Source organism: Streptomyces sp. NRRL B-1347 (genome assembly GCF_000720325.1).
Lineage (GTDB): Bacteria > Actinomycetota > Actinomycetes > Streptomycetales > Streptomycetaceae > Streptomyces.
This window is the reverse complement of record NZ_JOJM01000062.1, coordinates 24,504-35,935: the sequence shown is the minus strand read 5'-3', so window position 1 is coordinate 35,935 and position 11,432 is coordinate 24,504. Positions and strand designations below refer to the sequence as shown.

At 70.2% G+C, this 11,432-nt stretch carries 9 protein-coding genes and 4 tRNA genes; 8 read left to right on the top strand and 5 right to left on the bottom strand.

What is annotated here, in order from left to right; all coding sequences use genetic code 11:
- Positions 1-12: 12 nt before the first annotated feature.
- The 3 genes from IG74_RS0135475 to IG74_RS0135465 all read left to right on the top strand — a co-directional run bounded on the left by IG74_RS0135475 (position 13) and on the right by IG74_RS0135465 (position 303).
- Positions 13-85: transfer RNA gene (locus IG74_RS0135475), tRNA-Glu, on the top strand.
- A gap of 39 nt (positions 86-124) precedes the next feature.
- A tRNA-Asp gene (locus tag IG74_RS0135470) sits at positions 125-199 on the top strand.
- Positions 200-226: 27 nt separating this feature from the next.
- Positions 227-303 (top strand) — tRNA-Phe (locus tag IG74_RS0135465).
- A 303-nt stretch (positions 304-606) separates the two neighbouring features.
- Here IG74_RS0135465 and IG74_RS0135460 read toward each other — a convergent pair.
- From IG74_RS0135460 to IG74_RS0135450, 3 genes are all read right to left on the bottom strand, one after another.
- Entirely contained in the window at positions 607-1,458 is an 852-nt protein-coding gene (locus IG74_RS0135460; RefSeq protein WP_030685708.1) for a cytochrome c biogenesis CcdA family protein, read from the bottom strand.
- Positions 1,455-2,225 carry a DsbA family protein gene (locus IG74_RS0135455; RefSeq protein ID WP_037826597.1) on the bottom strand — a complete coding sequence of 257 codons (771 nt, stop codon included), beginning with the start codon at positions 2,223-2,225 and terminating at the stop codon, positions 1,455-1,457. The genes IG74_RS0135460 and IG74_RS0135455 overlap by 4 nt, the downstream gene beginning before the upstream one ends.
- Before the next feature lie 68 nt (positions 2,226-2,293).
- On the bottom strand, positions 2,294-2,674 hold the full coding sequence (locus IG74_RS0135450) for a hypothetical protein (protein ID WP_158857881.1): 381 nt from the start codon (positions 2,672-2,674) through the stop codon (positions 2,294-2,296).
- Between the two features lie 83 nt (positions 2,675-2,757).
- On the opposite strand from IG74_RS0135450, the gene hrpA reads away from it, so the two are divergent.
- From hrpA to IG74_RS0135435, 3 genes are all read left to right on the top strand, one after another.
- Entirely contained in the window at positions 2,758-6,699 is a 3,942-nt protein-coding gene (gene hrpA / locus IG74_RS0135445) for an ATP-dependent RNA helicase HrpA (RefSeq protein WP_030685703.1), read from the top strand.
- 92 nt (positions 6,700-6,791) lie between these two features.
- A tRNA-Asp gene (locus tag IG74_RS0135440) sits at positions 6,792-6,866 on the top strand.
- A 239-nt stretch (positions 6,867-7,105) separates the two neighbouring features.
- A complete protein-coding gene (locus IG74_RS0135435; protein WP_030685700.1) occupies positions 7,106-7,333 on the top strand; it encodes a DUF6274 family protein in 228 nt (75 codons plus the stop codon).
- A gap of 514 nt (positions 7,334-7,847) precedes the next feature.
- On the opposite strand, the gene bldC is transcribed toward IG74_RS0135435, so the two are convergent.
- Both bldC and IG74_RS0135425 read right to left on the bottom strand, forming a co-directional pair.
- The gene (gene bldC, locus IG74_RS0135430; protein ID WP_003949541.1) at positions 7,848-8,054 is read right to left on the bottom strand and encodes a developmental transcriptional regulator BldC; all 207 of its coding nucleotides are present in this window, start codon (positions 8,052-8,054) and stop codon (positions 7,848-7,850) included.
- 531 nt (positions 8,055-8,585) lie between these two features.
- Entirely contained in the window at positions 8,586-9,458 is an 873-nt protein-coding gene (locus IG74_RS0135425; protein ID WP_030685698.1) for a hypothetical protein, read from the bottom strand.
- Positions 9,459-9,694: 236 nt separating this feature from the next.
- Between IG74_RS0135425 and IG74_RS0135420 the strand changes: the two genes are divergently transcribed.
- Entirely contained in the window at positions 9,695-10,777 is a 1,083-nt protein-coding gene (locus tag IG74_RS0135420; RefSeq protein ID WP_030685697.1) for a Leu/Phe/Val dehydrogenase, read from the top strand.
- A 384-nt stretch (positions 10,778-11,161) separates the two neighbouring features.
- The gene (locus tag IG74_RS0135415) at positions 11,162-11,419 is read left to right on the top strand and encodes a DUF3073 domain-containing protein (protein WP_030685695.1); all 258 of its coding nucleotides are present in this window, start codon (positions 11,162-11,164) and stop codon (positions 11,417-11,419) included.
- Positions 11,420-11,432: the final 13 nt, after the last annotated feature.

Genomic DNA, 11,432 nt, shown 5'->3' with positions numbered 1-11,432 from the left:
GGCGGGTCGATAGCCCTCATCGTCTAGCGGCCTAGGACGCCGCCCTTTCAAGGCGGTAGCACGGGTTCGAATCCCGTTGGGGGCACGCAACACCCTGTGCGAGACTAGTGCTCGCACAACGCAAGGTCCTGTGGAGCAGTTTGGAGTGCTCGCCACCCTGTCAAGGTGGAGGCCGCGGGTTCAAATCCCGTCAGGACCGCTTGCAGATCGCCTCGGCGAGCTGCGTGGCTGGGTAGCTCAGTTGGTACGAGCGATCGCCTGAAAAGCGATAGGTCGCCGGTTCGATCCCGGCCCCAGCCACCACAAGAAGCCCCCGCCCTCCGGACGGGGGCTTCACTGTTTCCCGCCCCATCTCGCCACCCTGTCGAGGCGGAGGCCGCGCCCAGAAGGTCGTCGGCTCGGCCAGGCCCCAGCCACCGCCAGAGGCTTCCGTACTCGCCCCATGGCTCGTCAGGGAGAGGCGCGAGCCCGGCCCACGGGCAGGCCCCTCGGGTGATGTTTCACGTGAAACGGCTTGCCCCGCGCGCCAGTTGGCGGGGGGACTCCATCAGCACACCCCGGACAACCGCCCCCGGGCGGACCCGTAGGTCCGCCCGGAGGGTGGGGTCACTCCGTGTCCGGGGTCGGGCGGGAGTCCGGGCGGCGGGTGCGGACGGCCGCCGTGACGGCGACCGTGGCCGCCACGGCGACGAGGCCGAGCAGGGCCGCCCAGTCCGGAACCGCGTCGCCGATGCGGCTCGCCCGCTCCTGGACCGTGTACGAGTCGTCCACGTCGAGGAGGCCGGGCAGCGCGGCAGCGCCGTCGTAGGCGAGGAACAGGGCACCGAGCAGCACGAAGAACAGGCCCGAGAGCAGGGACGTCGTGTGCAGCTCAAGCCGGCCCACGCGGAAGGCGCGGCCGCGCAGCCACCGCCGCCGCCCCAGGTCGAACCGCTCCCACAGCGCGGCGAGCACGAACAGCGGCACCGCCATCCCCAGCGCGTACACGGCGAGCAACGCGCCCCCGTACACCGGGCTGCCGCTCACCGCGGCGACCGTCAGGACGCTGCCGAGGATCGGGCCCGCACAGAACCCGGCGAGCCCGTAGACGGCGCCGAGCGCGTACACCGACACCGCCGTGGTGGGCCGGATGCGCCCGGACAGCTCGGCCAGACGGCGGGAGGCAAAGCCGAGCCCCACCACCTGCGCGACCCCGAGCGCGATGATCGTCCAGCCCGCCCAGAAGACCAGCTGCTCCCGGTGCCCGAAGAAGAACCGCCCGGCCGTCGACCCGGCGGCGCCCAGCGGCACGAGGGTCGTGGCGAGCCCGGCGTAGAAGATCCCGGTCCGGGCGAGCAACCGCGACGTGGAGTCGATCGAGTACGCGAAGAACGCCGGGAGCAGCAGCGCGCTGCACGGGCTGACCAGGGCGAGGAGCCCGGCGAGGAAGGCGGCGAAGTATCCGACGTCGGCCGTCACTTGCCGGCACCGCCCTTGCCGCCCGCGGCCCGGCTCGCCGCCGCCTTCTCGATCGCCTCCTCGAAGACGGACTGGGGCTGCGCGCCCGCGATGGGCCGCCCGTTGATCAGGAAGGACGGCGTGGACGTGGCACCGAGCTTGTAGCCCTGGTCCTGGTCCTTCTTCACCGCCGCCTTGGCCGCGTCGCTCTCGGCGTCCCGCAGGAAGCGCGGGACGTCCTTGACCCCGGCCTCGCGCGCCAGCTCCTTGAGCCGCCCCTCGCCGAAGCCCTTCTCCTTGGCGCCGTCCGCGTACGCGGCCTGGTGGAACTGCCAGAACCGGCCCTGCTTGCCCGCGGCCCAGGCGCCGCGCGCCGCCCGCTCGGAGTCCTCACCGAAGATCGGGAAGTTGCGCCACTCGATGCGCAGGGTGCCGTTGTCGACGTACTTCTTCACCAGGTCGGGCTCGGTGTCACGGGCGAACTTGCCGCAGAAGCCGCACTTGAAGTCCGCGAACTCGATCATGACGACGGGCGCGTCGGCCTTGCCCTGGGCGAGCGGGTCCTTGGCGTCGCGGCGCGCGAGGGCCTCCAGCTCGGGGAAGACACCCGCCTCCGGCGCGGCGGAGTCCGTGCCCTTCCCGGCGGACGCGGAGGACTTTGAGGACGAGGAGTCCCCCGGCTTGGTGGCCGTGTACGAGGCGAGACCGAGCGCCCCTGCGGCGATGGCGACCGCGGCGACGACGGCGATGTTCTTCTTCTTGCGGGAATTCTTGCGGGAAGTGGACATGGTGCTGCGCTTCTCCTGTTGCGTGCGTAGGCGTGCGTGACTGAAGGGGCCCCTGAGACAGGGGCCTCCTACACGCGCAGTACGGAGAGGTCCACCGGTGACGGCGGTGTGAGCGGCGGCGGCGCGCGCAGCGACGCGACGGCCCGCACGGCGGCGAGCTCGCCGCCCCAGGTGCCGCAGTCGACGACACGGGCCGCGTACGCCGACGGCGGCAGCTCGTATCCGGGCCCCTGGCGCGGCGGCACCGCGGGCCGCTGCCCCAGGTCGGAGGTGTCGCTCCGGCCGCAGCCCGGCGCGCCGCGCCCGTCGGCGTCCTGGACGAAGACGTGTGCCGCCTGCTCGACGGGCGGCGCGGGCCGGTCCGCGACGGCGGGCCCGCAGAACGCCCCGAGCACCACGAGCAGCACCGCCACCAGGGGGCACCACGGCGTACGCACACGGGACAACATGCCCGGAATGGTACGTGCCGCGGCGCGCGCCCCGGGAAATCGGTTGGCCACCTGTGAGCACCGGGTGAGATCCTGGACCGCGTATGTCTACGCAGCCCGCCCTCACCCTCGACGCCCTCGCCCCCCGCCTGTCGGAGCTGTCGCTGCGCGACGCGCACCGCATCGGCCGGCGGCTCGAAGGTGCGCGCCGGATCCGCAAGCCCGAGGCCCGGGCCACCGTCCTCGCCGAGATCGCGACGGACATCGACCAGGCCGCCACCAGGATGGCGGGCCGCGCCGACGGCGTGCCCGCGATCACCTACCCCGAACAGCTGCCGGTCAGCCAGAAGAAGGACGCGATCCTGGAGGCGATCCGCGACCACCAGGTCGTGATCGTCGCGGGTGAGACGGGCTCCGGCAAGACCACCCAGATCCCGAAGATCTGTCTGGAGCTCGGCCGGGGCGTGCGCGGCCTCATCGGCCACACGCAGCCGCGGCGCATCGCGGCCCGCACGGTCGCCGAGCGCGTCGCCGACGAGCTGAACACGCCCCTGGGCGAGGCCGTCGGCTGGAAGGTCCGCTTCACGGACCAGGTCAGCGGCAACACGTACGTGAAGCTGATGACGGACGGCATCCTGCTCGCCGAGATCCAGACGGACCGCGAGCTGCGCGCCTACGACACGATCATCATCGACGAGGCCCACGAGCGCTCGCTCAACATCGACTTCCTGCTCGGCTACCTCGCCCAGCTGCTTCCGAAGCGCCCGGACCTGAAGGTCGTGATCACCTCCGCGACCATCGACCCCGAGCGCTTCTCGCGGCACTTCGGTGACGCCCCGATCGTCGAGGTCAGCGGCCGGACGTATCCGGTGGAGGTGCGCTACCGCCCGCTCCTGGAGGAGGAGGGCGACGACCCGGACCGCGACCAGATCACCGCGATCACGGACGCGGTCGAGGAGCTCCAGGCCGAGGGCAAGGGCGACATCCTCGTCTTCCTCTCCGGCGAGCGCGAGATCCGCGACACGGCGGACGCCCTGGAGAAGAGGAAGTACAAGTTCACCGAGGTGCTCCCGCTGTACGCGCGGCTCTCGCACGCCGAGCAGCACCGCGTCTTCCAGCAGCACACCGGCCGAAGAATCGTCCTGGCGACCAACGTCGCCGAGACGTCCCTGACCGTCCCGGGCATCAAGTACGTGATCGACCCGGGCACGGCCCGCATCTCGCGCTACAGCCACCGCACGAAGGTGCAGCGCCTGCCCATCGAGGCGATCAGCCAGGCCAGCGCCAACCAGCGCAAGGGCCGCTGCGGCCGTACCTCCGACGGCATCTGCATCCGCCTGTACTCCGAGGACGACTTCACCGCCCGTCCGGAGTTCACGGACGCGGAGATCCTCCGTACGAACCTGGCGTCGGTCATCCTCCAGATGACCGCGGCGGGCCTCGGCGACATCGAGAAGTTCCCCTTCATCGACCCGCCGGACCACCGCAACATCCGCGACGGCGTCCAGCTCCTCCAGGAGCTCGGCGCGCTCGACCCGGCGCAGAAGGACCCGCGCAAGCGCCTCACCCAGCAGGGCCGCAAGCTGGCGCAGCTGCCCGTGGACCCGCGCCTGGCCCGCATGGTCCTGGAGGCCGACAAGAACGGCTGCGTCCGCGAGGTCATGGTGATCGCCGCCGCCCTGTCCATCCAGGACCCGCGCGAGCGCCCCGCCGACAAGCAGACGCAGGCCGACCAGAACCACGCCCGGTTCAAGGACGAGACGTCGGACTTCCTGGCGTATCTGAACCTGTGGCGGTACGTGCGCGAGCAGCAGAAGGAGCTCGGCTCCTCCGCCTTCCGCCGCATGTGCAAGCGGGAGTTCCTGAACTTCCTGCGCATCCGCGAGTGGCAGGACATCTACACCCAGCTGCGCACGGTCGCCAAGCAGATGGGCATCCAGCTGAACGACAGCGACGCCGCCGAGAAGCAGGTCCACATCTCGCTGCTCGCGGGCCTGCTGTCGCACATCGGCATGAAGGACGTGAAGGAAGGCGCCAAGAACGAGTACCTGGGGGCGCGGAGCGCGAAGTTCGCGATCTTCCCGGGCTCGGCGCTGTTCAAGAAGCCGCCGCGCTTCGTGATGTCCGCCGAGCTCGTCGAAACGTCACGCCTGTGGGCCCGGGTGAACGCGCGCGTCGAGCCGGAGTGGGTCGAGCCGCTCGCCCAGCACCTGCTCAAGCGCACGTACAGCGAGCCGCACTGGGAGAAGGACCAGGCGGCCGTGATGGCGTACGAGAAGGTGACGCTGTACGGCGTCCCGATCGTCACCGACCGCAAGGTGAACTACGGGCGGATCGACCCCGAGGTCTCCCGCGACCTGTTCATCCGCAACGCGCTCGTCGAGGGCGACTGGCGCACGCACCACAAGTTCTTCGCCGACAACCGCAGGCTGCTCACCGAGGTCGAGGAGCTGGAGCACCGGGCGCGGCGCCGCGACATCCTCGTCGACGACGAGACGCTCTTCGACTTCTACGACCAGCGCGTGCCCGAGGACGTCGTGTCGGGCGCGCACTTCGACTCGTGGTGGAAGAAGAAGCGCCACGACGAGCCGGAGCTGCTCGACTTCGAGCGCTCCATGCTCATCAACGAGCGCGCGGGCGACGTGTCGAAGGACGACTATCCGGACTCGTGGCGGCAGGGCCCGCTGAAGTTCCGGGTGACGTACCAGTTCGAGCCGGGCGCGGACGCGGACGGCGTGACGGTCCACATCCCCCTCCAGGTGCTCAACCAGGTCTCGGCGGAGGGCTTCGACTGGCAGATCCCCGGCCTGCGCGAGGAGGTCGTCACGGAGCTGATCCGCTCCCTGCCGAAGCCGATCCGCCGCAACTACGTCCCGGCGCCGAACTTCGCCAAGGAGTTCCTGAAGCGGGCCGTGCCGCTGCAGGAGCCGCTGCACGTCACGCTCGCCCGCGAGCTGCAGAAGATGGTGGGCGTGCCGGTGCACGGCGACGACTTCGACCTCGGCCGCGTACCCGACCACTTGAAGATCACCTTCCGGATCACCGACGAGCGGCGCCGCAAGCTCGCCGAGGACAAGGACCTGGAGGCCCTGAAGCTCCAGCTCAAGCCGAAGGCCCGCAAGGCCCTGTCGCAGGCGGCGGCCGCCACCGCGGAGCGCACGGGCGGCGCCACCATCGAGCGCACCGGCCTCACGGACTGGACCATCGGGTCGCTCAGCCGCGTCTTCGAGACCCGCAGGGCGGGCCAGCCCGTGAAGGCCTACCCGGCCCTGGTCGACGACGGCGACACGGTCTCCGTACGCCTCTTCGACACCGAGGCGGAGCAGGCCCAGGCCATGTGGAAGGGCACGCGCCGGCTCATCCTGCGCAACATCCCGGTGAATCCGGCCAAGTTCGCCCAGGACAAGCTGACCAACCAGCAGAAGCTCGCCCTGTCGGCGAACCCGCACGGCTCCATGCCCGCCCTCTTCGCCGACTGCGCGACCGCCGCCGCGGACAAGCTGATCGCGGACTTCGGCGGGCCCGTGTGGGACGAGGAGTCGTACCGCAAGCTCTACGAGAAGGTGCGCGCCGAGATCGTCGACACGACGGTCCGCGCGGTCGCGCAGGTCCAGCAGGTCCTCGCCGCCTGGCAGGCCTGTGAGCGGCGCCTGAAGTCGACGAGGAGCCCCGCGCTGCTCGCCAACCTCCAGGACGTGCGGGAGCAGCTGGACGCCGTCATCAAGCCCGGTTTCGTCACCGCGGCGGGCATCCGCAGGCTGCCGGACCTGATGCGCTACATGGTCGCCGCCGACCGCCGCCTCCAGCAGATGCCGGCGAACGTGCAGCGCGACACCACGCGCATGGAGAAGGTCCGCGAGATGCGCGACGAGTACGCCTGGCTCCTGGAGCAGCTGCCGCGGGGCCGCCCGGTCCCGCAGGAGGTCCTGGACATCCGCTGGATGATCGAGGAGCTGCGCGTCAGCTACTTCGCCCACGCGCTCGGCACGGCCTACCCCGTCTCGGACAAGCGCATCGTGAAGGCCATCGACGCGGCGGTGCCGTAACCGGACGGACACCCAGGGTGAGTTCGACCGCTGGCCTGCACTCCTGTACAGTCCTTCTCGCAGCGCAACGCAGTACAAGCGCCGCGAAACCTGGTCCTGTGGAGCAGTTTGGAGTGCTCGCCACCCTGTCAAGGTGGAGGCCGCGGGTTCAAATCCCGTCAGGACCGCAGAAAAAGCGGGCCGCACCGTCAAGGTGCGGCCCGCTTTCGCGTTGCGACAGCCCAACGGACGCGTCGGCATCCTTCGAGCCCGTCCGGCGTTTGAGGACGAGCCCGAAGGGCGACAACCCGCCCAAGGCCCCCGGCCCGATTCCGCGCCGCCCTTCTTGACGGCGTCACATTCCGCCGGTACCCCAGTCAGCAGGACCCAGGGGCCCAGGGGCGGCCACGCCCCCCGGAGGTGAGGCATGACGCCAGTCCCCGCATCCGCACGGCACGAGACGCGCGCCCTGCTGCGCGCCCATCTCGCCGCAGCGTCGAGCTACCGCCACGTGACCCGGCACTGCCCCATCTGCCACCGGCTGCTGCGCCTGGCGATGGAGCCCGCCGACGACGCGCACGAGGCCACAGAGACGCCCGAGGCCGCCGAGCGGCACACCGGGCAATGCGAGGACGAAAGTCCCCCCAAGGCATGACCAAAGCCGCCGCGCACGGCACCCGCGCGGTGCGAAGCTGAGAGCCACGGAAGCGGGAGTGTTCTCCCCGTCCGGGCGCTACGCCCCATTAGCGCAAGGGCGGCAAAGCCAACAAGCCACGGTGCGTGTGACGGTAGTCACCGAATGAGTTTCAGAAACCGTTGAACTTACACCCGCCCTACAACAGGTCAATCTAATATGTGCAATTGCACCTACCGGTAGAGCCTCGCGGTGCGCGCTGTTGAGCGCCCCTGTGAGCCACCTTGTTGAAGCCTGGGAGAGCGTGTAGGGCGAGCGGCCCCGGCACGGGAGCCCGGACACAAAAAGATCGCGCTGGACCCGGCGGAGTCCAGCGCGATCGACGACGCACCCAAGTGGCTCAGGCAGGGGCCCCGTTGGGGCAGGACCCGCGTCGTGTGGAGCTATGGGTCGGACGGTACGGCCGGGTTGGGGGACCCGGCAGCGATGGTGCTCTTCGTCCGATGTGTACTTCTTGCTGCGATAACGCCCTGCGTCAGGCCTCGCTGCGCTGCTGCGGAATGCCCGCGAGCAGTGCGCGGACCTCGGCCTCGCGGTAACGGCGGTGCCCGCCGAGCGTGCGAATCGACGTGAGCTTGCCAGCCTTGGCCCAGCGCGTGACCGTCTTGGGGTCGACGCGGAACATCGTGGCAACCTCAGCCGGGGTCAGCAGCGGCTCGGCATCAGGGGTGCGAGCGGTCATGAGCGGCCTCCTCGGGAGAACCGAACCTTCTCGGTTCATTCCTCTAAATTCTGCACCTTGACCCGCGTTGCCCGAAATGGCGGACGCGAGTCGAGTCGGTTATAGGACGAACGGCTTGTCCTCGGCACTACAACTACACCATCCGTCCAGCCGCGTCGGCCAAACCGATGGAATTGCCCTCCCAGGTGTCCATCAGCGACGGAAGCCGATGGACCATGCCATAGCGGACAGTCACGCCACAGTGACGATCAGTCACAGAGCGATCAGGAGTCAACAGACCCCCCATAGCGTGCAATGCAGAGCATTCCGCCCGTAGTTGGACGGAAGGAGCCCTGTCCGGACTCCTTGTCCTATTTTGGCATGAGGAAGGCTGATCAGCGCAAGGGTCAGTTAAGTGCGGTCCATCACGCTTGAGGCAAAGGCCCGGATCGGGACCTACGTCCCGGCGCCGGGACAAGGAAAGCCCAGGATGCACTACTTCCAGGGGAAAACCGCCGGCTCGGGGTCACGGCTTCGTCAAGGAACGCGACGTCAGTTCGAGAACTGCCGCTCCCGGACCGCGCGCCACCGCTCGACGAGCCGCGCGTACGCCTCGCCCGCGCCCACGCCGTCACCGTCGCGCAGCGCCTCGATGCCCGCGGCCACGTCCGCCGCCGAGTGGTCCTCGTCGAGCGTCTCCCGCGACAGCGTGTGCACCAGGCCGCCGTAGTCCAGCTCGACGAGCGAGCGCGGGTGGAACTCCTCCAGCCACCGGCCCACGTCCACCAGGCCGTCGATGAGCGGCCCCTCGTCCATGGCGTCGCGCAGCGCCTTCAGGCCCCGCGCGACCCGGCGGCGGGCCTGCACCATCGGCGTGCGGTACCGCAGGACGGGCGCCGCGGCCCCGGGCGGCTCGCCCTCGTCACAGGCGTCGGCGTACCCCGTGTCGTAGAAGCGCTCCTCGTCCGCCACCAGGACGAACCAGTTCAGCGGGACGTGCCAGGTCGCGGTGCGGATCCAGGGGCGCGCGTCGGGGTTGCGGGCCAGCCACGCCTCGTAGTCGGCGGTCGCCTGCCGGCGCACCACCGGCGGGATGACCGCGTCCAGGACCGGCGCGGGCAGCTGCTCGGCCAGGTCGCCGAGGGCCTGCCAGCCGCGCAGCCGGGTGCGCCAGGGGCAGACGCACACCACGCCGTCCGCCTCGACCACGAACGCGTCGCGGCTCTCGTGCACCGGCACCGGGATCGGCGGCGTGGGCGCCAGATCGGCGAGCGAGGCCCGCAGTTCGTCCTGGCAGGAGGGCCGCTCCGAGCGGCGTGCGTAGCGCGCCCAGTGGCTGCGCTCGGGCTCGGGAAAGGCGGCGAGGGGCTCGTACACACGCAAGTACGACGCATACGGGACGACCACCGAGGACACCTTGGGCACGGCTCCTCCCCTCCCCCGCCTACCGGCTGGAAAACACTGCAGATCGTGCCATGGCCGAACACCGTCGTACTCCGTCTCGCAGCCCGGGAGAGTGACCCCCGCGAGGAGGGGACAGAGTCTTGCCGACCTCCATGCGGCGGTGGGTCCCCGCGAGGCTCTACTCTCATGCCACAACGGGACCCGCCACCCGCACGGGCACCCGTCCAACCGCCGCTACGTAACCGGGAGTCACCACCGTGACCGATGTAACCGACGGCGTCCTGCACACCCTGTTCCAGTCGGACCAGGGGGGTCATGAGCAGGTCGTGCTCTGCCAGGACCGCGCCAGCGGACTCAAGGCCGTCATCGCCATCCACTCCACCGCCCTGGGCCCCGCCCTCGGCGGCACGCGCTTCTACCCCTACGCGACCGAGGAAGCGGCCGTCGCCGACGCGCTGAACCTCGCGCGCGGCATGTCGTACAAGAACGCCATGGCCGGGCTCGACCACGGCGGGGGCAAGGCCGTCATCATCGGCGACCCGGACCGGATCAAGAGCGAGCAGCTGCTCCTCGCCTACGGCCGCTTCGTGGCCTCCCTCGGCGGCCGCTACGTGACCGCCTGCGACGTCGGCACGTACGTGGCGGACATGGACGTCGTGGCGCGCGAGAGCCGCTGGACGACCGGCCGCTCCCCCGAGAACGGCGGCGCGGGCGACTCGTCCGTGCTCACCGCCTTCGGCGTCTTCCAGGGCATGCGCGCCTCCGCGAAGACCCTGTGGGGCGAGGCGTCCCTGCGCGGCCGCAAGGTCGGCGTCGCGGGCGTCGGCAAGGTCGGGCACATCCTCGTCGAGCACCTCATCGAGGACGGCGCCGAGGTCGTGATCACGGACGTGCGCGAGGAGTCCGTGCGCCGCATCACGGACAAGCACCCGCAGGTCGCCGCGGTCGCCGACACCGAGGCCCTGATCCGCACCGAGGGCCTGGACGTGTACGCGCCGTGCGCCCTCGGCGGCGCCCTGAACGACGACTCCGTGCCGGTCCTCACCGCGCGGATCGTGTGCGGCGCGGCCAACAACCAGCTCGCGCACCCCGGCGTCGAGAAGGACCTCGCCGACCGCGGCATCCTCTACGCCCCGGACTACGTGGTGAACGCGGGCGGCGTGATCCAGGTCGCCGACGAGCTGCACGGCTTCGACTTCGACCGCTGCAAGGCGAAGGCCTCGAAGATCTACGACACCACGCTCGCCATATTCGCTCGCGCGAAGGCCGATGGGATTCCGCCCGCCGCCGCGGCCGACAGGATCGCCGAGCAGCGCATCGCGGAGGCCCGTCGCGGCTGACGCGTACCGGACGAAAGGCTGCGCAAAGTGTCCGAAAGGCAACGGAACGCAGCCCACGGACAACTGAATACGGCCTCCAGAACGGCCTGATCGGCCCCTGACAAGGCCTCCCTCGGGGCCCGCCGGCGTCATCGGGAGAGAAGACTCACGCCCGTCGGCGGGTCGCTCGCCAAGAAGAGGTTAAAATCGCAGCTGACCAGCGAGGAAAGGGCTCCTTGCCGGTCGTGCGCCTAGGCGCGTCCTGCGGGCGACGTACCGTACGGCCGCAGGAACAGGTACCGTGGAAGCCCTACGGACCGGTCTCTCCACGGAGAGCCCGTTCCGGATCATGAACGCGTGTCAAGACTCTGGGGCCATGAGCCCCGATACCGAGGGGGTCGAGCCATGGGGCGCGGCCGGGCCAAGGCCAAGCAGACAAAGGTCGCCCGCCAGCTGAAGTACAACAGCGGCGGGACTGACCTGTCGCGTCTGGCCAACGAGCTGGGCGCTTCGACTTCGCAGCAGCCGCCGAACGGCGAGCCGTTGGAGGACGAGGACGACGAAGACCCGTACGCGCAGTACGCGGATCTGTACAACACCGACGACGATGACGACGAGGACGCGGACGAGTCCGGCCCGTCGCAGCAGCGCCGCGGCGCTTGACCTCGTAGTTCGG

Coding starts and splice junctions, on each gene's coding strand:
- IG74_RS0135455 (WP_037826597.1), bottom strand. CDS start 2,225: ATGTCCACTTCCCGCAAGAATTCCCGCAAGAAGAAGAACATCGCCGTC.
- IG74_RS0135450 (WP_158857881.1), bottom strand. CDS start 2,674: ATGTTGTCCCGTGTGCGTACGCCGTGGTGCCCCCTGGTGGCGGTGCTG.
- hrpA (WP_030685703.1), top strand. CDS start 2,758: ATGTCTACGCAGCCCGCCCTCACCCTCGACGCCCTCGCCCCCCGCCTG.
- IG74_RS0135435 (WP_030685700.1), top strand. CDS start 7,106: ATGACGCCAGTCCCCGCATCCGCACGGCACGAGACGCGCGCCCTGCTG.
- bldC (WP_003949541.1), bottom strand. CDS start 8,054: ATGACCGCTCGCACCCCTGATGCCGAGCCGCTGCTGACCCCGGCTGAG.
- IG74_RS0135415 (WP_030685695.1), top strand. CDS start 11,162: ATGGGGCGCGGCCGGGCCAAGGCCAAGCAGACAAAGGTCGCCCGCCAG.